Source organism: Butyribacter sp., assembly GCF_056818865.1.
In genome coordinates, this window is sequence record NZ_DBLYGC010000004.1 from 114765 (window position 1) to 139535 (window position 24771).

Sequence of the window (24771 nt, forward strand, 5' to 3'; positions counted from 1 at the left end):
ACTTATCAAAAAGTATTGTAAACAAAATAGAGAGCCGGTAAAACCGACTCTCCATTTTGGATAATAAATGAGAAAATTTATGTTACAAATATAAACTTATAACCTATTTAACTTTTACAGTCTTTGTTACTGTCTTGTAACCTGACTTTGTAACCTTTACAGTAATCTTTGTGTTCTTCTTAAGTGCTGAAGAAACATTTAATGTAAAGTTCTTTCCACTAACCTTAGCTGTTTTTGCTTTTGCTTTTCCAACAGTTACTTTAACTTTTGCTTTTGCAACTGAAACCGTTCCCTTAACAACCTTTGTGCCTGCTTTAGCTGTAACTTTCTTTACAGACATTGATTTTTTCTTTGTTGTTGTATTTGTATTGTCATTGCTCTTTTCAAATGGGTCATCACAAGGTGTTGTGATAAGTGCCTTAGGGTATTTAGCTATGGTGCACTTTTCACCTGAAACAGAAAGATAAAGCTTCTTTCCTTTTGTCTCATCAAATTTGAATGTTGTTGTGCTTGTGATACCATTGTTTGTAACTTTTATTGTAACTACACCATCTTTAACAGATGTTGTGTAAGATACATCTACACCTTTTTTATTTGCTGCAAGCCAAGCTGCCCATGCATTATCATCTGCCGGTGCATTTTCTGTTGCAAATGTAAGCTCGTTTGTTCCTGCATATCCTTCAGGATTTGTGATATCTCCACCTGCTGACCATGACCAAAGGTCTGAGCGGATAACTGCTACTTCATCATATCCCTCACCGTTTACTTTATTCTCATCACCATAGTAAATAACAAATACAGGTGTATTATAATTTCCTGTGGCCGTAGGATCATTGTCTGTGATAGCCTTGAAATTCACTGTCTTTTCTGTCTCTGTGATTTCATCACCTAAGCAATGTCCACTCCAAAATGTATCAAATGTCTGTGCTCCTGTCTCTTCTTCTGCTGCCTGTGCTACTGCTGCATTCTTATAACTTGGCACTGCAACAACTGCTGTAGAAAATGCCATTGTAGTTGCAAGTGCGATTGCTAAAATTCTTTTTCTCATAACTTATTCTCCTCTCGAATCTTTTTAATATTTTCGTAAACTATTTTAGTTTTTATTATAATAGCATACCCGTTGCTCAATGTCAACATAAAAATATAATATTTTGACATTTCTTTGAACATTGTGCATAAATTATTTTACACACGCAAATAGTGCATGGTGAATTTATAACAAATTCGCCATGCACTATTTTTCATTTTATATGCAATTTATACTAAACAAATTTATATACGATGCCACGAATTGCTTCATTGATGTACAATTTTCGCAATCCTGCAAACAACTTGCATCATATTATTTAGCAATAGCTTTTACCTGTTTAGCTGTAAGAGCCTTGTTCCAAAGCTTAACATCATCAAAGTATCCCTTGAATCCCATATCCCAAGCATTAAGTCCGAGGAAGAATGAGTTAGAGTTTGACATTGTTCCCTTAGCAACTGTTCCGTTTCCGAAAAGTTTACCATTTACATATGTCCATGCATGGTATGATTTAACATATCCTGATTTGCCCTTTGTACCATACTCACATGTCTGCTTTGTATTTACAACGAGTGTGATGTGTGTCCACTTATTAGCTTTAACTGCTGAGTTTGCTGTCCAAGTACCTTTCTTGTTCTGATAACCATACCATGGGAACTGCTCGTTCTTTCCTTTTGTAAGGCTGTGTGACCAGATTGTAGGTGAGTTAGCTTTGTTGTCTAACCATGAATCCTGTGTGATTGAAAGCCATTTTGTGTTCTTAGGATCCTGAATATGGTTTCCTGTAAAGAACATTGACATGAAGTTTGAAAGACTTACCTCAGGCTTAACCCAGAATGAAACTGTCCAAGACTTAGAACCAAGCTTAACACCTTTAAGCTGAGCACCCATAGAAGCTGCCTTTCCACCTACAGTTCTTGAAATGTAAAGAGCCTTTCCGTGTTTACCCTTCTTGTACTGAAGTTTAGCTTTCTTGTTTGCTGTCGGAACAATACCTGTCTTTGGAGTTCCTGTTGTACCGGCACTTGTATCACCCTTACGAGCAACACCTACTACATTTTTGCTTGCACCATTCATGCTGAATGTGTACTTAGGCTTTGGAGCACCTGCTGCATCAACTGATGCAGGTTTTGCTGCATATGCAGCTCCTCCGATAACCATAGCTGCGGCTAAAACACCACTTAAAAATTTCTTATACATTTTTATTCCTCCCTTTATAAAAGAATTTATTTCTTTATTGATTTCTAAATTATTTTAGCATTTGTTCATCTATTTGTCAACAGTTTATGACTAAATTATTAACATTTCGTAAATACAACTTTAATATGTATATTTATTCAATATGCCATCATTTAGCAATCTTTACTTTTAAAGATTTCATAGGACCTGTAAGTGTTTTTCCGTTATATTCTCTATAAGCCTTTACACCTACCCAGTATGTCTTTCCTGCTTTAAATGCTGCATCCTCAGATACAGTACATTTTGTACCCGATGCCTCTGTCACATACTTAAACTTACCATTCTTGCTTGCTTTATAGTACACCTCGTATCCGTCTACTTTCGATACACCTTTCCATGAAAGTACAACTTTTGCTTTCTTTGCATTCTTTTTCTTTGTAACTTTCGCTTTAAGCTTTGTAACTGCTTTAAGTTTTGGAAGAATTGAAACTGCTATATAAGCACTCTTTGTAATATTTCCTTCTGTATATGAAACAGTTGCATACTGTGTTCCGACTTTGTTAACATTTATTTTTGAGTAATCAACTTTGTAATCAGTAACTTTTTTCTGTGTTTCATCTGAATAGATAGCCTTTACACTTGTAAGATTGATTTTCTTAATCTTATCTCCCTGCGTAATAACATTTGTGCCGGCTGTTACATTGATACCACGGAGCACTGTTGTTTCGCTGTTTTCTCCTACAATAAATGTTGCTGCTGTCTTGTCTGAACCATCAGTAATCTTTAATACATCATTTACAATAGCAAGATACTGTCCCGGCTTGTATACACTTTCAAAAGAAACACCATCTTCAGAACCGTCAAGAGCCTTTATACTTCTGAATGTCTGACGTTTAGCTGTCTCAGCTTTTCCGTCTGAATCCTGATTAAGAGTTACTTTTCCATTGTCGTTTACCGTAAGATAAAGACCTGACTTATTTTCAGACTGAATTGAAACATATGCCGGTTTTGTCTTGTCTGCTTTTCCATCTGTAAGAACCCACTGCGCATCCTTTACATCTGAATATCCCATAGCACCTACATATATATTCTGATATGGATAATCAGCATCAGATGTTGAATTCAGGAAGTTTTTATGAGCAAGCACTCCTGCACCGACTTTTGTGTAAATCTTAGTAGTTGTACCTGCTATACCTGCTGTAGTCTCAGGTACTTCATCAATACTTCCGTCTTCATTGAATTTAAGTTCAGTAATATTTGCAACTCTGCGGTAACCATTTCCGCCTGCAAGCGCACCATTGTGGTAAATAAAATATGTCTTTCCCTTAAAATCAATGACTGCCATGTGGTTTGTATTTGATGTCACGTTTGGTCTTGCTATCTCTTTTCCAAATTCCCACTGTCCGTTCATAAGGTCATCTGTTGTAGAATAAGCCATTCCCTCTCTCCAGCCTGATGCATAGAAAAGATAATATTTTCCGTAATAGTTTCCGTTTTCATCCTGTCTTCTGTAAAGCCATGGAGCTTCTGTATAAGGACCTTCAGGAGAATCTTTCTGGATAACATCGGCATTTTTTACTGATTTGCCGCCTGTAATCTTTCCGTCACCGTTCTGGTCTTTAACCGAAATCATATCATCATTTAATTCACAGATGTAGAAGTTTCCGTTTCCCCATGCAAGATAACGATGTTCTACACCATTTTCATCATTCTCAATCCATACTGTAGGGTCAATATCATTCCATGTACTTGACTCAGTACCTATATCTGTAACCTTACCGCTTACAATAGGCTTACCTATATCTTCAAATGGTCCTGTTGGGCTGTCTGAAACTGCGACACCTATAGACTGCTGTCCGTCACTTGTAGTTTTATCCCATGTACAGTAGTAGAAATAATATTTTCCATTGTGTTTAACAGTCTGAGCCGCCCAGGCTGAGTTTGCTACATTTGCCCATGAAATATCTTTGGCTTTCATAATCTCGCCCTCATATTTCCAATTGAGCAAGTCCTTAGTAGAATAACAAATCCATCCGTCAATAACATATGCATCACCTGTAGCTATATCGTGTCCGGTATAAAGATATACTGTATCTCCATCTACCATTGCAGCCGGGTCACCACCATATGTAAGCTTACCTTCGTTGTCATAACCTCCGATAGGATTTGTGTACTGGCTCTTTGCAACTTCAACCTCACCTTCACCAAGCGGTTCCTTAGTAATGCTGCTTCCTGAAGCCGCAGATGCCGTATCACTCTCAGATGCTTCTGCCTTATCCACACCCACAAAACTGTTTATTGCAGGTACAGAAGTAACTGCAAGACTGAGTGCGAGCACGCCGGCAAATAATTTTGTCTTTCTCATACTCTTTCTCCTCTCAATAATACATTTCTTCTTAAAATTAGAGTTGCTAATTTTTTTAGAATAGTTACATTTTTCAATATTTTTAACAAAAGTAAAAATATTTTATATTTTGTTTAATATTATATACAACACATATAAAATTTGCAATATAAAACTTGATATTTTTTGCTATTTTTATGTATTTTACATACAAATTTTGCTTTTATTTTAGTTTTTTTCAAAATAAAATAGCATTTTTGTTGTAAATGTTGAATACATATGATATTCTTTTATATGAAATTAACTATTTTAAACTTAAGATTTTTACGGAGGTAATACCATGAAGAAAAACTTTAAGCGTGTCGGTGCTATCATGCTTTCGACAGCACTTGCATTCTCTAACGCTTCAGCTTCAATTCCACAGCTTTCCTTATTTAATAATGAAAGCATTGCAAAAGCAGCAAGCGTAACTCATGTCTCAAGCTCTCCAAACAGAGTTTCTGTGCATGACCCTTCTATTACTAAGTCGTCAAACGGCACATATTATGTATACGGTTCACATACGGCAGCAGCAAAATCTACCGACCTTGTAAACTGGACTCAGCTTTCAACAGATTTGAATGCCGGTAACCCTTCAACAATAACAAATAACTTTGTTTTCGGTAATTTAGCAAAGAATCTGAAGCAGCCTTTCAAGTGGGCAGGTGACAAAAATGATACAGATGACGGCACTTACCATATATGGGCTCCTGATGTTTTTTGGAATCCTGATTATGATAACGGCGACGGAACCAAAGGTGCTTATATGATTTATTTTTGTACAAGTTCTACCGCTGTCCGTTCAGCTATAGCTTTCGGTGTTTCAAAGAGTATTGAAGGTCCTTTCACATGTGTAGACACACTTATATATTCAGGCTTTACTAAGAACAAACCTGTTTTTGAAGGTGCTAAAGATACAAGCTACACAAGCACAAATATTCCGGAACTTATAAAAAGCGGTCAGATTGAAAAATATGATACAAACTGGTCATCAGGCGATTTCTACAATAACAGTTACGCTCCTAATGCAATCGACCCTGAAATCTACTATGATAAAAAGGGCAAAATGTGGATGACTTACGGCTCATGGTCAGGCGGTATTTTTACAATCGAAATCGACCCTTCAACCGGCAAAGCAAAATATCCCGGAAAAACTTACACAAGAGATGACGGGCTTTTGGTAGATCAGTATTTTGGAACAAGAATAGCAGGCGGGAAAGCTAATTCAGGTGAAGGTCCTTTTGTCGTATATGACGAAAAAACAGATTACTTCTATTTATATATGTCATATAACTTTTTGGACTCGGTCAGCGGATATAATATGAGACTTTTCCGTTCAAAAAATCCTGACGGTCCTTTTGTTGATGCAGCCGGAAATAATGCAAATATGTTTGTTTCTTCAGACAAAAGCCATGAAGATGTAGGTATCAAGGTCATGGGTACATACAAATTTTCATGTCTCGATAAATATTATAAATCCGAAGGTCACAACTCAGCTATGATTGATGATGACGGTCAGATGTATCTTTTCTACCACACAAGATTTTCAGACAGCGGAGAATACCACGAATTAAGAGTTCATCAGCAGTTCCAGAATGAAAAAGGCTGGCCTGTAACAGCTCCTTTTGAAAATAAAGGTGATAAAATTTCAGAAACAGGATATGCAAAGGATGATATCGTCGGAGAATATGAATTTGTAAATCACGGAAAATCCGGTACTGCTACTGCTAAAACACAGTCAATAACTTTAAATGCAGATGGTACTATCTCCGGTGACATAACAGGTACATGGACAGCTAAAGATGGCACTTACTACATGAATGCCGTTATAAACAAAGTAACTTACAGCGGTGTATTCTTCCTTCAGCATGATGAGTCAAAAGAATGTAAGAAGGTTATGACATTTTCTGCCATCGGTACAAACAACCAGTCTATCTGGGGTGTACGAAAAGAAGCTTACAAATATACAGACAAAGAAATACTTGAGAGAGCTTCACAGGATCTTGATTACAATTGTCCTATACCGGCAAAAACAACTTCTGACATAACTCTTCCAACAAAAGGCTTTAATAATACAACTATCACATGGGCTTCAAGCAACACTGATATCATATCAAATGAAGGAAAAGTCACAAAAGCCTCTGAAGAAACAGAAGTAACACTTACAGCAACTATTAAATCAGGCAATGAAACAGTATCAAAAGCTTATAAGACAACTGTTCTTGATGCCGCACTCACTCCTGATTACAAATATGATTTTGAAACAGTAAACGACAAAACCGTACCAAACAGCGGAAAATCCACAGCGGATGCTTCACTTAACGGAAATGCTAAAGTAAGTAAAGATTCCTGGTATGGTAATGTACTCACTGTTAAAAACAGCAAACAGGGGGAAAGTTACTTATCACTCCCGGCCGAAATGTTCAAAAACATTGATAAAGCAGGCTTTACTGTAGGAATGTGGGTCAAGACAAGTTCAAGCACTGCTGATGAATCGGCACTGTTTGAAGCAAAGGCAACAAACAACCGCAACAGTTACCCATATACAGCTCTCCATTCAAGCGTATATGCTGACTTTGTAAGTCTTAACGGAACAAGCAAGGGCAGCTATCAATCTTCCTTTATCACAGGTTCTTGGAGTTATGTAGTATATACCGTTTCTGAAACCGGTATCAGCGCCTATATAAACGGAGATTTCATCACAAAGCAGGAAACAGATCTTTCAAACGCACTTTCAGGCGGTGAACTCTCAGATATTGATGATGTAAGAATCGGAAGCGGAACGCTTTCAAGCAGTACTGATGTAGCAAATGCACAATTTGATAATATTGAATTTTATTCAACTGCTCTTACGGAAAATGATATAAAAGCTAAATACAAACAGGAAAAAGCAGATTATCCGACACTTACATTTAATGCATCCTCAAAAACACTTTATGTTGGCGGAAATACCGGAAAAACAGCCAAACTTTCTGTTTCTTCAACGCCTTCCATAACAAAGACTGTAACATATACTTCATCAAATCCTAATGTTGCATCAGTTACAAATGCCGGACAGCTTACAGCAAAAAAAGCCGGAACTACAACTGTCACAGCAACAGTTACTGCCGGTGATAAGACAAAGAAACTCACAAAGACATTTACCGTCAAAAAATCTTATATCAAATTTACAAGCAAAAAAGCTTCACTCAAAGTAAAGAAAACAGCTAAATTCAAGGTAAAAGGTTATGGAGTTAAATTATCAGGTGTTAAATGGACATCAAACAAACCAGCTGTACTTTCTGTAAATAACTCAGGAAAAGTTGTTGCAAAGAAAAAAGGAACAGCAACAATAACAGCTAAAAACGGAAAGTTCAAAGTTACATATAAGGTAACTGTAAAATAATTTTTTCAAAAGTTTTTAACTTTTATACAACAAAAACAGAGGTTGTGCATTGACTGATTTTATATGTCAATGCACAACCTCTTTGTTTTTAAATTTTTATATCTCATCTTCCGCCATCGGTGTATAACTTATCGCAACATTTATATCCTGTCCGTAATTTCCGAATGACTTTCCAAAAAGTGTAAGTCCTCCTTTGTGAGTTGCATTCTCGTCTACTCCAAGTTTAAATCTTATATTACTTCTGTAATCAAGGTTAAAATCATTTATTGTAACATCCGATATTTTAAGTCCATCAATGAATGTTCCTTTTTTGTTGATAACAAGAAGTTTTAAAAGTCCGTACTGATTCCAGTTTTCAGGCCACCAGGTCGGTGTGAAGAGTCCTTTTACATCTCCAAAGTCTCCCGGTGATGTCCAGCAGCCAAGTGGTTTATCATTGAGATAAAATTCTATATCAGACGGCCAGTCACTATTTACTCCCGGTGCCTCCGAACTAAGTTCCATTGTTATTGAAATCTGTGTGATTTTCTGAAATCCAGGAATAAAGTTTGGTATGACATACTCAACAAAACCATTTGTAAACCAAAGTATCTCAGCATTATATCTGTCAGGATGCTCGAAGTATCTCGCATCATCAACTTCTCCTATAAGTGCTTTACTTGAAGCAAGACCACATGTCGGTGTGATGTCATAACTTGAATAATGTCCAACTTTTACTTCCGTATTGTATACATTTTCATCTTCAACCTGTTTTTCAAGGTCGATAACGATTCTGTCCCAGTGAACAGAGCATATTTTTTGATTTCCATGCACTACAGATTCTGCTGATGTTGTAATCAAACCACAGCTCTCAAGCTTTTTTATATGTCCCGTAAGCGCCCCATTTGTAATATTTAGTCTCGCAGCCAAATCTTTCATGCTCATATTACTATTTTCAAGCAGTATGTTTAATATCTGGATTCTGACATCTGAGCCTAATGCCTTGAAGATTTCAAGCCCCTCATCTAATGATGTAATGTGTAACACTATGTCTACCTCTTTTCCATTTAATTTTCTACTTTTAGATAATTAAGTAACTACATTCTTTTTTCTTTTTTTCAATATTTAATACAAATTTTGAGAAAGCATTTATTTTTTGTTTATAAACAACTAAAACATTATATGTATTCATATAGTTTTTTTTACTATTTTTAACAAAAAACACAGACTTTCACAAACATAATATAGCATTTTGCATATTTATTATACATAATAATCGTTAATTAGTCAATGATATACTAAATCATTTTACTTTTTGTCGAAATAGCAGGAATTTACTAATTAAATGAAATAAATGCTATCTGAAATAAATACACTTATTACAACATTTTTCGATTGATATTTTGTTTAATTTTAGATATAATTAAATTACTTTAGAAACAAATAAATATATTTTAGTATATCGTAAGAATTTAGGATTGCTATGCCATAAAAGGCTATGCAAGAATGGAGGATTAGTATGAAAACAAAAAAATTAGACCTTTTACCACTTAAAGCACTTAAAGTAAATGATTTCTTTTGGAATAAATATACAGGACTTGTCACAAAAGAAATCATACCTTATCAGTGGAAAGCACTCAATGATGAAGTAGCCGACGCTGAACCAAGTTACTGTATTGACAATTTCAAGGTTGCCGCCGGACTCAAAGAAGGAACTTTCCACGGATGGGTATTTCAGGATACAGATTTAGCTAAATGGCTTGAAGCTGTAGCGTACTCTCTTTCCTATGAACCAAATGAAGCACTTGAAAAACTTGCCGATGACGCTATCGAACTTGTCGGAAAAGCACAGCAGGAAAACGGATATATAAACACTCACTTTACCATTCTTCATCCCGGCAAACAGTACTGCAATTTGAAAGAAGGCCACGAACTCTACACAACAGGCCATTTTATCGAAGCCGCCATCGCATATTATGAAGTAACCGGCAAAGATAAGTTTCTTAATATAATGAAGAAAAACGCTGACCTTATATGTGATGTATTCCACACCGAAAAATACAAAAATGCAGTTCCAGGACATGAAGAAATTGAACTTGCACTTATGAAACTTGCCACTATTACAGGTGATGATAAATACGCCGACATGGCAAAAGATTTTATTGACAGAAGAGGAACAGAACCTAACTATCTTTTCAACGAAAGTAAAAGTGACGATTTCATTGATGTATGGCACGACCCAAACCCATATATAAATGAATACGGTCAAAATCATCTTCCGGTAAGAAAACAAAAAACTGCAGAGGGACATGCCGTAAGAGCAACATACTTATATTGTGCAATGGCTGATATTGCTCAAAAATATCAGGATGAGTCATTATTTGAAGCCTGCGAAAACCTCTATAACAATATCGTAAACAAGAGAATGTACATAACAGGCGGCATCGGAAGTTCAGGTGTAATGGAACGCTTTACAACCGATTATGACCTTCCAAATGACACTAACTATTCTGAGAGCTGTGCTTCTATAGGACTTGCATTATTCTGCCGCAGAATGGCTCAGATAACAGGAGACAGCAAATATATAGACACAATGGAACTCGCACTTATGAACACTGTACTTGCTGGTATTGCAATGGACGGAAAAAGTTTCTTCTATGTAAATCCGCTCGAAGTATGGCCTGACAATTGTATGCCTGCCACTGACAAAAATCATGTAAAAGCAGTAAGACAGAAATGGTTCGGCTGTGCATGCTGCCCTCCTAATATTGCAAGAACTTTAAGTTCACTCGGAGAATATCTCTTCATGCAGAACGATGACGGGCTGTTTATCAACATGTTTGCCGGAGGCGAATACAAGACAACAGCACTCGGCGGATATAAACGATTGAATATCGAAACAAAATTCCCGTTTGAAGGAAAGATAACAATATCAATATCCGATATTGCTGACAAGAGCTCAGAGGACGATGCGCCTTCAGACAAAAAAATATATGTGAGAATCCCTGAATATGCACAGAATTATAAGATAAAAATCAACGGCTGTGATATTAACTATAAAACTAAAAATGGATATGCCGTATTATCTAAAAATGATATTGCATCTGCTTGGAAAGGCACAAGCATTGAAATTACTTTTGAAATGCCTGCACATTTTGTTTACGCCAATCCTAAAGTACGTGCAGATGCTGGAAAAGTTGCAATCAAAAAAGGTCCTCTTGTTTACTGTGCAGAACAGGTTGACAATGGTGAAAATCTTTCTTCTATAATGGTTGATATAACCAAGCCTATAAATGAATACTGGGATGATAATGTCTTAGGAGGCATTACAGTCATAAAAGCACATGGAAAGACTGTTAAACATCCTGAAAAGTACGATAACAAAGAACTTTACTTAGACACACCGGCTGAACTTGAATACAAAGAAATCACGTTTGTTCCTTATGCCAACTGGGGCAACAGAGGTGCCGGCGAAATGTACACATGGCTTAGAAGATTTTGCTAGTGTAATGTATTAGTGAAACAAAAATAGTGTATCATTGATTTTCAGTAAAATATCAGTGATACACTATTTTTTAATGCAGATATTATTCATTGTAATAGATTTTACTACCATAATTTATGCGGACATTTACCTACTTTTGCAGCAGCCCGAAGTTCCACATAACATCCGCAGGCACCACAGGTACCTGCGTTTAAAAGTTCACATTCTTTGCAAACGGCAAGCCGTGACTCATAAATCTCTTCCGTCACTCTGTCAATCTCTTTTATGCCGTTCTTATATTTTTCTATCATTTTGGCATCTTCTTCTGCCATCTCACGCAGAAAACATTTTTTACAGATATGTGCCATAATATTCACCACTCAGTTTTATTTCTGAAGTCTCATCTCTACAACAGAATTTACAGGAAGTTTTACTAAGATGTTCTCACCTTTAACTTCATAATCATTAAAGTCTTTCTCTGTTACTTCCTCAGGTGCTTCAAATGTATTGTGAGCATGCATATCGCTGTTTGTTACAATTCTTGCTTCAACAACCTTATAAACACCGTTTGCAAGCTGTACTTCCACTTCCTCTGCCGATTCGATTGAGAGATTGTTAAGTGTAATTGTGATAATTCCGTCTTTGTCCTTTGATACCGACTCTGTTACCTTTGGCACTTTCCACTCATCAGTTCCAATCTCATCAATTCCCGTAACACTGCTTTCAAGAAGTTTTGCACCCTGATGATGTCTGTACATATGCATTACATGATATGTAGGTGTCTTTATCATCTTGTCACCTTCTGTAAGAAGAACTGACTGAAGAACGTTTACCATCTGTGCAAGAGCAGCAATCTTTACTCTGTCACTGTGCTTATTGAATATATTGAGCGTAATTCCGGCTATAAGTGCATCTCTCACTGTGTTCTGCTGATATAAAAATCCCGGATTTGTTCCAGGCTCACATGTATACCATGCTCCCCACTCATCAACACACATTCCCACTTTCTTTTCAGGGTCATATTTATCCATGATAGTTCCGTGTCTTGTAATAAGTTCATCCATATGAAGTGCCTTGTTAAGTGTCTTATACCATACTTCACCGTCAAAGTCTGTTGAACTTCCCTTTATCTCCCAGCCTTCCGGATGTACATAATAATGGAGTGAGAGATAATCCATAAATCCATGTGCCCACTCTGCATGGCTGAAACATGTTTTCATTACGCCCTCTGTCCAGAAATAATCATCGACATTAGCTCCACAGCAAACCTTTTTAATAGGTTTTTCAGTATCATAATTTCTTACGTATGTCTGATAACGGCGATATTCATTCGCATAAAACTCAGGTGTCATGTTTCCGCCGCAGCCCCAGTTTTCATTGCCTACACCAAAGAAATCAACCTTCCAAGGCTGTTCATGTCCGTTTTTCTTTCTGAGGTCTGCCATAGGTGAAACACCGTTGAATGTCATATATTCAACCCACTCAGACATTTCCTGAACCGTTCCGCTTCCGAGGTTTCCGTTTACATATGTCTTACAGCCTATCTGGCGGCAGAGTTCCATAAACTCATGTGTTCCAAAACTGTTATCCTCAACAACTCCACCCCAATGAGTATTAATCATTTTCTTTCTTGTCTCTTTTGGTCCGATTCCGTCTTTCCAATGATACTCATCAGCAAAGCATCCGCCCGGCCAGCGAAGCATCGGCACTTTCAATTCCTTGAGTGCTTCAACTACATCTGTACGCATACCGTTTACATTAGGGATTTCTGAATTTTCTCCAACATATATTCCCTCATAGATACATCTTCCGAGGTGCTCTGAAAAGTGGCCATAAATTTCCGGCTCAATCGTGCTCAATTCTTTGTTTTCGTTAATAATAAGTTTTGCCATGTCAATCCCCCTCAGTCTTTATATGAAAATACAGGTCTTCCATTTTCATCCCAACGCACTTTCATAAGCATCGCATGTCTGTTAGGATTGTAGAGCGGATCACCCTCTATCTCAGCTTCTTTTCTTGCATGATATACCATAATATCATTTCCGTCTTCGTCTACAGTAAATGAGTTGTGTCCCGGTCCGTATATCTCAAGTTCTTCATTTGTCTTAAGAACCGGATATCTCTCTTTTTTCCATGATAAAGGATCAAGTACATCTGAGTTTTCATCTGCTGTAAGCATACCCATACAATAATTTACACCTGTATCGCTTGCTGAATATGTGAGGAAAAGTTTTCCGTCATGTTTAATCACAGCCGGTCCCTCATTTACCCAAAATCCATGACGCTCCCAGTCATAATCAGGTGTTGTAAGAAGTACCTGAACAGTTTTAAGTTTATATCCGGATTCCATCTCAGCAATATAAAGATTTGATATCTGTGGACCTACACTTACTTTTTCAGCCCATACATAATAATATTTTCCTTTATTTTCAAAGATAGTTGCATCAAGAGAAAATGCCTCAAATGAAAATATATCATCATCGGCTCTCTGCATTTTTCCTCTCTCGACCCACTCATCATTTATAGGGTCATCACCCTGACACTCAAGTACATATGGACGTATATTCCATATATTTTCTGCCTCACCTGCCGCAAAATAAATGTACCACTTTCCGAACAGATAATGAAGCTCAGGTGCCCATATATGTTTGCTCATGATTCCGCTCTCATGCTTTTTCCAAACAACAACTTCCTCTGCATCTTTAAGACCGTTAAGTGTCTTTGAACGTCTAAGTGCTATACAATCGTAACTTGGTATTGATGCCGTAAAATAATACCAGCCATCCTTTTTGCACACAAACGGATCAGCTCTCTGTAATATCCACGGTTCATTGTATTTAACTTCCTTGTTCTCTGCCATTTGTTTTCTCCTTTTCCTTTTTTAATTTTACTTTTTACTAAAGTATTTTAATATCAATTAAATTATACCTTAAATCATAATAATTTACAACTGTTTTTGTTATTTTTTTTTACAATTTTGAGCGTTTTTTTAATACAAATATTACCATTATGCAAGGGTCAAAATACCTTTTGACCAAAAAATAAGAGAGACATCACTATGGATGTCTCCCTTATCTTTATCATATTCCAAAACTAATAACCCCGTTTTAGAATATGCCTCGCTTTCACTTGGTTAATTATTTATTTTCTTTTTCCATCTTCTCATACTTAGCAACATCTTCATCTGAGAGAACATTATATCCGCTCTTTCCGAAATACTTAAGCATTGCTTTTGCATGATAGTAATTTGCCTTCGAAGTTGCCTCGTCTATATAGTCAGCAGCTTTCTTTTCTCCGCTGTCAACTTTTGTATGAATATCAATCTTGTTGAAGTATTCATTACAGTAGTTCCAGTATCCTGCGATACTTGTCCAGCCATAAGGAATTGGCTGCATACAGCTTGCAAAGTATTCTTTCCAAAGTTTAACATGCTCGTCATCCATGCCCTTGCAGTACATCTTAATGTAATCATCCCAGATTTCTGAGTTAGTTGTAATAGGTGCCGGCATAACGTCATATTTAAGTGCAAGACCCTTAGAGTTCTTCTGTGTCTCGTCGTTGTAAAGTTCGATTCTTGTCTTCCATCCATCCTGGCCAAAGCTCATGAATTTAAGAAGCTCATATGCTTCACGAGGATATTTACAAGATGTTGTAACACCACCAAAGTCGATAGTTGCGATTGAGTGATGATCTTTTGTTGCATCTTCCTTGCTTACTGCAGGAATTACATAAGGTACGATATCAAGGTTGTATTTCTTGAATGCTTTTGTAGCCCATGTTCCCTGATATGTCCAGAATGCTTCTGTGAAGAGTGCTACATGGCTTGAAGCTCCGCACCATGCATCAGCAGAACCCATCCAGTTCTCCATGTCAAGTGTCTGTGTCTGAGGTGCGATATATCCGCCCTGTTTAAGTTCTGCGAACTGCTGCTCACCTTTAGCCCATGCTGAAAGGTCAAACTGTGTTCCGTCGAAACCAAACTCACCCTGTACTGTCTGCTTAGCAGCGATTCCATAGTATGAGTCAAGTCTGTTGTAGTAACCGCATCCATAATATGCCATACCGTCTGAAGACTTCTTAACTGTACAATCTTTGATGAGTTTAATCATGTCATCCCATGTCCAGTTTCTTGCTGGCTCTTTTACATTAAGCTGTGTTAATACGTTTCTGTCAACGTACATAACACCAGGGAAGAATTTAACAGGTACCGCATATCTCTTATCTGTTCCATAACATCCGAGTCCGCAGTCATTAACTGTTGATGCTAATTCCTTTGTCTCAGGATCTGAATTCCAATATGATGAAATATCCTGTACAAGCATGTTAGAAAGTGCGAAATCCGCATCTGAGAACATGATTACGTCAGGAGATTCCTTGTTTGATACCATTGTAAGCAATGAATCATTGTATTTGCTTACAGCCTGATATTTTACATGTACTTTGATGTTTGGATAGATTTCCTGGAAACGGTCTGCAAGGTACTGAACAGTCTCGTCCTGATCAAAGTGATAATATGTAAGTTCGATATTGTCCTTTGTAATATCCTTTGCCTTTTTATACTTGATTCCGTTGAACTCCTTCTCATCGTACTCACCGGAAACTTTTGATGCGCTGTTTGTAGAGCTGCCACCGTTTTTGTTGCTTCCACAAGCTGTCATACCTACAACCATAGATGCAGCAAGCAGAAGTGCCATAAGTTTTTTCCTCATAATATTCCTCCTTAAAATTTTCGATATCCGTACAACTAATAATAAATTATTCATCGTACCAGCATCTCACTTGTTGTTGTATATTATATCACACTTTTTTCACAATTGCTATAGTTTTTTGTGAAATATTTTAACTTTTTATGAATTTATTTACAATTTATACATTTTTATATGTTAAAAACACAAAAATACCACTAACAACAAACCTAATGTTAGTGGTATTTTAAAACTTCTTTAGATTTTAATATAATGTGCGCAAAAAACTTACATCCAAAATAATAAAAAGAAGTAGTCTTCACGCTTTATTCACCCGTAATACCTGTTCTATCAATACTTTCAACAAAGTATCTCTGAAGTACAAAGTACATTACAAGAAGTGGGAGGATACTGAGCATTGTTCCTGCCATATTGATTGATTCGTTTATGCTTGTTACGGCTGTTGTAGCTGTCTGCGCATATTCTGAGTAGTTTGAAGCGAAATCTCCAAGTTTTATTACAAGTGATGACCATCCTGATTTCGTTGTAACACCTGATACATACATCTGTGTAAGATATGACTCATTCCAGTACCATACGAATGAGAAAAGTGATACTGTGATGATTGCAGGTGATGCTGATGGAAGTGAAATCTTAAAGAATGATTTAAGATATCCGGCTCCATCTATCTGTGCAGCTTCTATAAGTACCTTAGGTACCTGCCTGAAGAACTGCCAGAATATCAGTATGAATATCGGTGCATTTATTCCCATACCGAGAAGTGCAGGAAGTACAAATGACCAAATAGTACCAAGAATACCCATGTTTGAGTAAAGTACATATGTAGGAATCATTGTTATCTGACTTGGAAGAATGAATGTGAAGATGATTATTCCAAGTACGACTTTCTTTCCAGGGAACTCAAAACGTGCGAGTCCATATCCGATAACGGAACAAGAAAGAAGATTACAAAGTGTAGGCACTCCGGCGATAATAATGCTCTGTCCGAATGACTTCCAGAAATCCATACTCTGTGCTGCCTGCTTATAGTTGTCTAAATTGAGCTTTGATGGTATCCAGTTGATTGAAGAATCAAGCAAATCATCAAGTGTCATAAAGCTCTGGCACACCATGTAAAGAATAGGATAAATATATATGAATCCGATACAGATAAGGAGTGCATATATTACAAATACTTTTAAGAAACCTTCCCTTTCCTTTGAACCTAAAAGGAATTTACGAAGTTTCTCTTTTGTGAATTTAGGCTGAGTAGAAACTACTGCCTGTGCTGCCCCACTACTAGGCTGCTGCTTTTGCGTTCTTTTTAGCATTTCTTGCGCTCCTCCTTTCTATCTTCTTCAACTGACGCTGTTCTTTCTTATGTGCTTTCTTAGCTCTCTTAACCTGTTTCTCATATACATCTTTCTTAGCAAAGAATGCGAGTGAGAACAGACCTACTATAAGAAGAACTACTAATGAATATAACCAAGCCATCGCTGATGCATATCCATATCCTTTTTCCTCTGTTCCTGAGAACATGGCATCTTTTATCAGTCCTATAATTGAGTTTTGGTCGTTGTTTGATATAAATACTATTGTATAAACAAGGTTCAAAAGTATCATCGGTTTGATGTTTGGAAGTGTTATCTTCCAGAAACATTCCCATCCTGAACCACCATCAATCTTTGCAGCTTCATACATTGCTCTGTCAATCTTCTGTAATGCTGACAGGAATATAAGAATCTGTACACCTGAATACCAGAGAATTGTTACCATGTTTTCAAAAAGTTCTGAAATAGGTGTTGCAAGTGCTGTAGGCAGAAAACCTTTGATTGCTTCTGTAATAGCCTGTGTATCAATTGATGTAATACTTCCTGCTCCCTGGGCATTTAACATTCCAAGGATAGGTCCGCTTACGATGATAACCGGAAGGAAAAAGATAAGTCTGAAAAATCCTTTTCCTTTTATCTTCTGGTTAAGCATCATAGAAATTATAAGTGCAAATACTACGATGATAGGTACTGAAACTACTGTTGATACTATATAATCTATCAATGTTGTCAAAAAGTCTGACTCTGATAAAAGTATCTGTGTAAAGTTACCGTAACCTACAAACTCAAAGTTCATTCCCATTGGAGTGATACGGATATTATTTAATGCATACCTGAATGATGTAATCAATGGGTAAGCAAGGAATAAAAGTGCTCCGACTATCCAAGGAGATATAAAGAGTATTCCCGTGATTGCATCCCTTTTTGCAAGTTTTCCGGGTTTCGCACTCTTTTTAAGCTGTTTTAACTGCTGCTTTTCTTCTTTTGTCAATTTTTTCTTCTTACTCATTTCTTCACTCATTCGTCTCACCTGCCTTATATGAATATGACATAGGTCCAACTTTAACTCCGTCTACCGTTCTTGTAATGTCCGTGTAGTTCACAAAAATCTTTACTCCATTGTCATAGGTTACAACCGTAACTCCGTTTTTAAGTTTCTCATGATTCTTAATAGTTGAACCCTTTGTGAGTTCGTTTACTGCTCTTAAATCCTTATCATACTCAACAATAGTATCTTTGTATGTCTTGTACTCTGTACTGTAAAGATCTGATGAGTTTGTATAAATAAGGTCTGATGAATTTTCATAAGTTACATAGAATGAAGGGTATACACCGGCTTCAACCATCTGTAAGAGGAATTCCTGTTTGTTTGCTTCAAAGTTTACATAATTTGAATACATTGGAATAATTCCCTTGAGTACCATCGAGATAAAAGGTACTTCCTCATCAACATACATATAATCTGATGAACCGAGAGGCATGTCAAGGAATGCATTTGTATCTTTCCATAAGTAAGATACAGGCTGCTCAAGTACAAGATTTGTATTCTTTGCAACATCACTTATGAGCTTTTCGTTACTCTCTGCTGTGCTGCATCTTGTATAATAATTTCCCTTTAAGCTGTATGAAAAGATTGTATTGCTAAGTCCTGCTACTGCAAGATTCTTAACGCCGTCATCTGTATATGATGACACAAACTTTTTGAGGTCATCATTAGCTTTTGTCGGTGTGAGATAGTAGAAAGTATCATAAACTTCCTTCTTTTCTTCCTCTTTGAAAGTTCTCTTGTTGACCTGCTTTATCATATCGTATGTAAGCTTGTTTGTTGAAGGGTTAAGTCTCAGTGCATCATTGTAAAGATACAACTGATAATTATCCTTCGCTGAATCTTTTATAAGATTTGTGAGCTTTGATGTTCCTCCAATATGTCTGTCAGCTTTATACTTTGTGATAGGCACATTGTAAAGTCCGCCTTTCTGCCATCCCTTGTACATTGAGATAAGGCTTGAAACACCATTTTTCTTCAATTCACCGAATATCTCGGAAATATTGTCTGTAGTTGTCATCGTAACAGCTTTAGTTCCGATAAGGAACTCTTCTCTGTCTGTTCCAAGAAAATCAACTCTTGTATTGTAAGAATCGTCTTTCTTTGTAAGAAGTCCGTTATCGAGAAGATAGTTACGATATCTTGTTGCCATTGCAGAATAGTTTGCATCATCACCTGAAAGCATCATGTATCTTACTGTCATGTCCATGTGTGTACGCTTATCTTCTGCTTTTGTAATTGTTCCTGAATTTGAGTTGTTAAGAGGCTGTACATAAATATCTCTCAACTTAAACTTTGCGAAACAACGGTTATAGTTTACCATAACTCCGTTTGGATGAGCCTCGATGCTGGCACGCTTGTCACCGCTTTCTACAACTGCGATATAGCCAAGCTTCTGCTTTGTGTGAGCCATACCAAAGATTGGAGCGATTACTTCGTTTGCATCCTCTACCATATCAATTTTATCCCAGAGATATGTCTTTACTTCCGAATCATCAAATCCGGCATCATTTCCGTAAATATTCTGTGAGAATCCTGTAGTATATCTTCCCTCTTTGTTGTCGAGATTGATAAGTGCTCCGTTTCCATCAGGAATAAGCATGTATCCCGGCTCATCATCAAGGAATGTATAACCCATAAGTGGGAATAAACTTATAGTTGAAATATAAATTCCATCTGCATCTTCTTTGATTGATTTGTCAGGAACCGATACTACAACATCTTCACCGTCAAGCTTAACGCTTACTGAAAGTCCAAACTGATATTCATCAAAATAGATGTCAGCTGTAAATCCATCAGATTCTTTATTTACATTTATTGTATGCGAATTGTTTATAAGGTCAACCTGATATGTGTTCTTTGCATCTTTGATTGCATTGATAACAATACCTGATTTCATATAACCATTCCATATACTGTTACTGTTACCGTCATCTTTCTCATCACTGAGCGTAGACTCCATTATCTTTCCTGTCTTTTTATTCTGAAGCATTATTGAAAGACGAGGCTCATATAAGTACATTTTGTATGTATCGTTTTCGGCAACAAGCTTGTAATCTTTAAGTGTTATCCATTTTGACTTGTCAACCTTACCTACGGCACCATCCTGGACAACTTCTCCATCACCCTTGACCTGATTTGTTTCTTCATCTTTTTTCTCTGATGAAGCATCTGTTGAGCTTGAAGCATCCGTTGACTCTGACGTTGCATCATTGTCTGAGTCAACATTTGTTGCATGTGAGATAACAGGTACTGCCGTAACTATAAGTGCCAATGCACTAAGTATTGCTATGATTTTTTTCTTATTCTTAGCCAAATCGGTACACCACCTCTCCAAATACAGCACTGATAAACTCAAATACCTGAGCCCATAATACATAAATAATGAATATGATGAGTGCCATTATTAAAATTGTAAATATCGTTATAAAGATAACTTTGGCTGTTTCTTTTGCCGTGTAGTTGTTTACCTCTTTTATACCAAGTATTATAAGAACAACTATCCATCCTACAATTACATAGTTAAGCAATGTAATAAGGAACTGCTCGTTTGTTGTAAGAATGTGTGACAAAATAAAACTAAATGGTATATATACTACATATGGAAGAAGTGAATAACAGAAGTATGTATAAATCTTCTTCACTGTACCTTCACCTTCATTGATAGTACATACAAGATAATTACAAAGTGTAACTGCAAGCATTACAATAACTATCTTTCCTATATCTGAGAATATCTCATATCTTCCTTCTCTTATAGTCTTTTGTAAGAATCCGCAAAGATATTTATTGATGATATATTCAAGCATGAATATAACAAGTATAAATGACGGTGCAGACCATGATGCCCTGCCCTCTCTCGCTATACCATACGAACCATCTATAGGATGTCTCATATAATATTTAGAGTAACATACATTGGATACAAATTTGTTTTCCTTAAATTTAGCCACAGCTGCTTTCGGTTTGGCAAGAATTGCTTTCTTTCGATCAAGAACCATAACAACCTTGTATGCCGCCCAAAGTGCAACTATTATAAGAAGTACTGCAACGATATTCTTTTTCAGCCACTCATTTCTTATTTCCCAGAAAGCATCTGAATATCCTTCATAATCTTTTGCAAGTCTGGCATACTTAAGTGCCATCTTGTAATTTTCTTCCTGGAAATATGCACGTCCCATAGCCTTGTTAGCATAATCAAACATGCTGTTCATCTGAAGAACCTGCTGTAAAGGTTTTTTACTCTCTGTGTAATGACCCTTTGAGTAAAGGTAAAGTGCATTATGTAAGAGCTGTGTAAATTCAGAAGGCTCATATACCTGAATCTGTTTCTTTTCAGAATCAAGAATATAAATATTGTCCTTTGAATCTACCTGAACACTTGTAACCTGTGTAGAAAGACCTACACGCTGTGTACCGTCATCAGTTCCTGCGAATACATAAAGGAGTTCACCCTGTTTATTGTACTCGTAGATATAACCCTGTGATGATGCTACATAGATATTGTCATGATTACCTGTTGTAACCGCCGCCGGTGCCTCGTCATAATCATCTACACCGCCTTTGATAAGGTTTGTACCTGCGATGTTAAGTCTCTTAAGTGTAAGATTTTCATCACCACGAGTTACAGTGTAAATAAGTCCTTTTGAATCAATTGAAAGGTTATCAGGTGTTGATGGCATATTACTTACCATCTTTGCTCTCTGCTCATCAGTAAGAATAGCACGATAGATTATTGTCTGAAGACTTACTGCTGCATAGTTTGTACCGAAGTATCCGAGGAATGTTCCTCCCTCTTCAGGTGAAATTTCTACGATACCGTTTGTATTTGACTGGCAAACGATATACATAACACCTGCATCATTTACTACCAGCTTCTGTGGAAGGAAGTCAAGTCCTTCACCATAAAGCGGGCTGTCAGGTTTTGTGTATTTGTTAAGTACTTTTCCGTCCTGACTAAATACATAAACGGCTTTTCCGTCTCTATCGGCTACATAAATATTTTTGTTCTCAGTTACAAATACTCCTGTAGGAGTTTTTAACTTTCCTTTACCGATAATTTTTAATAATTTTCCATCTGCTGTACCAACCAGAATTCTTCCATTTCCGGTGTCGGCTACATATATTGTGCCGTCCGCTGTAATGTACATGTCATTCGGGTTGCTCATAAATTCTTCACCGAATTTTATGAGTGTCTTTTTTGCAAGGTACGCTGTCTGGGTTTCCATCGTTCTTCCATAACCGTCATTTGTGAATGTTCGGTATGGTGTTTCTGCAGATACTAATGCAGAACCGGCTCCGGAAGTCAGCGTAATAACGAATGCTAAGAGCAATACAGAAACAATTCTAAATAATTTATTATTCTTTTTCATAATGTCTGTTCCTTCTCCTCCTCTAGCTGCATTTTACTTGATACCTGAATGTGCCATTGTGTTCATGACATTATTCTGAAGTATGATAAACAACACGAGGTTAGGAACAAACAAAATAAGTGAGGCTGCCGCCGCCATACCCTGACCGGATACTGTGTTATTTACATTGACAAGTGAGTTCATATAGAATGTCAATGTCTTCATACTGTCATCATTTACATAATAGTTTGATGTTTCCATATTTACCCAAACCTGCTGGAAAACAAGAATGGCCGCTGTTGCGATAGCCGGTTTTATCATCGGAATAATGATTTTTCTGTAAACCGTCCAGTCTGTCGCACCATCAATGTAAGCCGCTTCGATAAGTGAATCAGGAACCTGCTCAACGAACTGCTTAACAAGGAAAAGAGCTACCGGATAAGCAAGCAGTGGTAAAATATGTGCCCAGATGCTGTCGATAAGTCCTACCTTACAGATAACAAGGTATCTTGGAATAAGAACTGCTGTTGCAACGAACATCAATGCAAGCTGGTTGACATCCATCATAAGCTGTCTGCCCTTGAATTTTAACTTTGCAAGTGCAAATGCAGCGAATGTTGTAAACAGAAGTGATAATCCTACCGTAAGACCTGTAACAAGCAAACTGTTAAATACATAACGGCTGAGCGGAACACCTGCCGTACGGCTGAATTTGATAAGTTTTGTAAAGTTTTCAAGTGTTGCATTTTTTACAAAGAATGTAGGTGGGAATGCAAACAACTCATCCATTGGCTTAAACGCATGGTTTGCGATAAACACGATTGGTAATGCCATGAATATTACAAGAGGTAATAATATGGCGATAATCTTAATTTGTCCTCTTTCAAACTTCTGAGGATTAATTCTCTTGCCTTTATATGCCATTTCTTTTTTCCTCCTCTTTTAAAAATCGTCTTTTTCAGTCAAAAGCGCATTTGCTGCCTTTGAGAAAATCTGAACGATTAACAACAATACTACTGAAACTGCTGCTGCATATCCCATCTCATATCTGAGGAAACCATAATCTTCGATATGGTTTACAATAAGCTGTGCCGCATATCCCGGTGAAGGGTTACCTGTAAGCTGTGTCGATATAAGACCATTCTGGAACGCATTTACGATAGCCATAACTGCCGCGAATAACATCTGTGGTTTCATCTGTGGAATTGTTATGTATATCATTTCCTGGAAACGGTTCTTAATTCCGTCAATGGCAGCCGCTTCATAAAGTTCTTCATTTGAATTTAAGATACCTGCTATCATTGAGAGGAAACCTACACCCATTGATGACCAAAGACCAATTATGATAACTATAGGTAAAAGGTATTTTGTATTTACGAGCCATATGATTGGTTCATCTATAAGACCAAGGTTCATAAGCCATGCATTTAAAAGACCTGTCTGATCTCCTGAGAAAATAACCTTCCAAAGTACTGTCATGGCTACACCGGCTGTCATACTAGGTGAATACAAAATCAAAGCAAATATTGTTCTTGGAAGTTTTGTAAGGTTACAAAGTGCCCATGCAAGCACGAAGGATAAAATATATCCTCCGATACCTACAACAACCGCATACAATACGGTATTTGGCAATACATACTGCATAAATACTTCATCACTCGTAATAAGTGTAATGTAATTCAAAAATCCTACAAACGACGGGAACTGAATTGCATTAAAGTTTGTGAATGAAAGTACAACCGCCAACACTGTCGGAAGTAATATGAATATCACAAACATAAGAGCATATGGCAGCATAAAGAGATAACCGTTTGTGTTTGAATTTTCTCTTTTTCTAATGCCGGTTTTCTTTTTACCGGGCTTTTTAACTAATTTTTCTTTATTCTCGTTAGCCATATTCTTTCTCATCCCTCCGATTACA

General features: G+C 36.9%; 16 protein-coding genes. 2 read left to right on the top strand and 14 right to left on the bottom strand.

Features of this window, described 5'->3' with window-relative positions:
• Positions 1-103 precede the first annotated feature (103 nt).
• From ACZLXV_RS03140 to ACZLXV_RS03150, 3 genes are all read right to left on the bottom strand, one after another.
• Positions 104-1048, bottom strand: a complete 945-nt coding sequence (locus ACZLXV_RS03140) for a hypothetical protein (protein ID WP_482382459.1) — start codon at positions 1046-1048, stop codon at positions 104-106.
• Between the two features lie 294 nt (positions 1049-1342).
• Positions 1343-2227, bottom strand: a complete 885-nt coding sequence (locus ACZLXV_RS03145) for a LamG domain-containing protein (protein WP_022224025.1) — start codon at positions 2225-2227, stop codon at positions 1343-1345.
• A 148-nt stretch (positions 2228-2375) separates the two neighbouring features.
• Positions 2376-4571 carry a family 43 glycosylhydrolase gene (locus ACZLXV_RS03150; RefSeq protein ID WP_482382460.1) on the bottom strand — a complete coding sequence of 732 codons (2196 nt, stop codon included), beginning with the start codon at positions 4569-4571 and terminating at the stop codon, positions 2376-2378.
• Between the two features lie 319 nt (positions 4572-4890).
• On the opposite strand from ACZLXV_RS03150, the gene ACZLXV_RS03155 reads away from it, so the two are divergent.
• Positions 4891-7974 (top strand): lipocalin-like domain-containing protein, encoded by a 3084-nt coding sequence (locus ACZLXV_RS03155; RefSeq protein ID WP_482382461.1) that lies wholly within the window; start codon positions 4891-4893, stop codon positions 7972-7974.
• Between the two features lie 96 nt (positions 7975-8070).
• Here the strand turns inward: ACZLXV_RS03155 and ACZLXV_RS03160 are convergent, their stop codons facing one another.
• A complete protein-coding gene (locus ACZLXV_RS03160; RefSeq protein WP_022224028.1) occupies positions 8071-9000 on the bottom strand; it encodes an ArsR/SmtB family transcription factor in 930 nt (309 codons plus the stop codon).
• Positions 9001-9472: 472 nt separating this feature from the next.
• Here ACZLXV_RS03160 and ACZLXV_RS03165 point away from each other — a divergent pair, with 472 nt between their 5' ends.
• Positions 9473-11458, top strand: coding sequence for a glycoside hydrolase family 127 protein (locus tag ACZLXV_RS03165; RefSeq protein WP_482382462.1), 1986 nt, complete (start codon positions 9473-9475; stop codon positions 11456-11458).
• Positions 11459-11562: 104 nt separating this feature from the next.
• Here the strand turns inward: ACZLXV_RS03165 and ACZLXV_RS03170 are convergent, their stop codons facing one another.
• The 10 genes from ACZLXV_RS03170 to ACZLXV_RS03215 all read right to left on the bottom strand — a co-directional run bounded on the left by ACZLXV_RS03170 (position 11563) and on the right by ACZLXV_RS03215 (position 24746).
• On the bottom strand, positions 11563-11805 hold the full coding sequence (locus ACZLXV_RS03170; protein ID WP_022224030.1) for a DUF6171 family protein: 243 nt from the start codon (positions 11803-11805) through the stop codon (positions 11563-11565).
• 18 nt (positions 11806-11823) lie between these two features.
• Positions 11824-13329 (bottom strand): alpha-N-arabinofuranosidase, encoded by a 1506-nt coding sequence (locus tag ACZLXV_RS03175; protein WP_022224031.1) that lies wholly within the window; start codon positions 13327-13329, stop codon positions 11824-11826.
• Between the two features lie 11 nt (positions 13330-13340).
• On the bottom strand, positions 13341-14297 hold the full coding sequence (locus tag ACZLXV_RS03180; protein ID WP_022224032.1) for a glycoside hydrolase family 43 protein: 957 nt from the start codon (positions 14295-14297) through the stop codon (positions 13341-13343).
• Positions 14298-14574: 277 nt separating this feature from the next.
• The gene (locus tag ACZLXV_RS03185; RefSeq protein ID WP_022224033.1) at positions 14575-16146 is read right to left on the bottom strand and encodes an ABC transporter substrate-binding protein; all 1572 of its coding nucleotides are present in this window, start codon (positions 16144-16146) and stop codon (positions 14575-14577) included.
• Positions 16147-16448: 302 nt separating this feature from the next.
• On the bottom strand, positions 16449-17453 hold the full coding sequence (locus ACZLXV_RS03190; RefSeq protein WP_022224034.1) for a carbohydrate ABC transporter permease: 1005 nt from the start codon (positions 17451-17453) through the stop codon (positions 16449-16451).
• Positions 17422-18474: a carbohydrate ABC transporter permease gene (locus ACZLXV_RS03195; RefSeq protein WP_022224035.1), complete on the bottom strand. Its 1053-nt coding sequence runs from the start codon at positions 18472-18474 to the stop codon at positions 17422-17424. The genes ACZLXV_RS03190 and ACZLXV_RS03195 overlap by 32 nt, the downstream gene beginning before the upstream one ends.
• Positions 18467-20815 carry a DUF5696 domain-containing protein gene (locus ACZLXV_RS03200; RefSeq protein ID WP_482382463.1) on the bottom strand — a complete coding sequence of 783 codons (2349 nt, stop codon included), beginning with the start codon at positions 20813-20815 and terminating at the stop codon, positions 18467-18469. The genes ACZLXV_RS03195 and ACZLXV_RS03200 overlap by 8 nt, the downstream gene beginning before the upstream one ends.
• Positions 20808-22871 (bottom strand): YIP1 family protein, encoded by a 2064-nt coding sequence (locus ACZLXV_RS03205; protein WP_022224037.1) that lies wholly within the window; start codon positions 22869-22871, stop codon positions 20808-20810. The genes ACZLXV_RS03200 and ACZLXV_RS03205 overlap by 8 nt, the downstream gene beginning before the upstream one ends.
• 33 nt (positions 22872-22904) lie before the next feature.
• Positions 22905-23774 (bottom strand): carbohydrate ABC transporter permease, encoded by an 870-nt coding sequence (locus tag ACZLXV_RS03210; RefSeq protein ID WP_022224038.1) that lies wholly within the window; start codon positions 23772-23774, stop codon positions 22905-22907.
• Between the two features lie 18 nt (positions 23775-23792).
• Positions 23793-24746, bottom strand: coding sequence for a carbohydrate ABC transporter permease (locus tag ACZLXV_RS03215; RefSeq protein WP_022224039.1), 954 nt, complete (start codon positions 24744-24746; stop codon positions 23793-23795).
• Between the last annotated feature and the right edge of the window lie 25 nt (positions 24747-24771).

Coding starts and splice junctions, on each gene's coding strand:
- ACZLXV_RS03180 (WP_022224032.1), bottom strand. CDS start 14,297: ATGGCAGAGAACAAGGAAGTTAAATACAATGAACCGTGGATATTACAG.
- ACZLXV_RS03165 (WP_482382462.1), top strand. CDS start 9,473: ATGAAAACAAAAAAATTAGACCTTTTACCACTTAAAGCACTTAAAGTA.
- ACZLXV_RS03190 (WP_022224034.1), bottom strand. CDS start 17,453: ATGCTAAAAAGAACGCAAAAGCAGCAGCCTAGTAGTGGGGCAGCACAG.
- ACZLXV_RS03170 (WP_022224030.1), bottom strand. CDS start 11,805: ATGGCACATATCTGTAAAAAATGTTTTCTGCGTGAGATGGCAGAAGAA.
- ACZLXV_RS03205 (WP_022224037.1), bottom strand. CDS start 22,871: ATGAAAAAGAATAATAAATTATTTAGAATTGTTTCTGTATTGCTCTTA.
- ACZLXV_RS03215 (WP_022224039.1), bottom strand. CDS start 24,746: ATGGCTAACGAGAATAAAGAAAAATTAGTTAAAAAGCCCGGTAAAAAG.
- ACZLXV_RS03175 (WP_022224031.1), bottom strand. CDS start 13,329: ATGGCAAAACTTATTATTAACGAAAACAAAGAATTGAGCACGATTGAG.
- ACZLXV_RS03195 (WP_022224035.1), bottom strand. CDS start 18,474: ATGAGTGAAGAAATGAGTAAGAAGAAAAAATTGACAAAAGAAGAAAAG.
- ACZLXV_RS03140 (WP_482382459.1), bottom strand. CDS start 1,048: ATGAGAAAAAGAATTTTAGCAATCGCACTTGCAACTACAATGGCATTT.
- ACZLXV_RS03145 (WP_022224025.1), bottom strand. CDS start 2,227: ATGTATAAGAAATTTTTAAGTGGTGTTTTAGCCGCAGCTATGGTTATC.
- ACZLXV_RS03150 (WP_482382460.1), bottom strand. CDS start 4,571: ATGAGAAAGACAAAATTATTTGCCGGCGTGCTCGCACTCAGTCTTGCA.
- ACZLXV_RS03210 (WP_022224038.1), bottom strand. CDS start 23,774: ATGGCATATAAAGGCAAGAGAATTAATCCTCAGAAGTTTGAAAGAGGA.
- ACZLXV_RS03155 (WP_482382461.1), top strand. CDS start 4,891: ATGAAGAAAAACTTTAAGCGTGTCGGTGCTATCATGCTTTCGACAGCA.
- ACZLXV_RS03185 (WP_022224033.1), bottom strand. CDS start 16,146: ATGAGGAAAAAACTTATGGCACTTCTGCTTGCTGCATCTATGGTTGTA.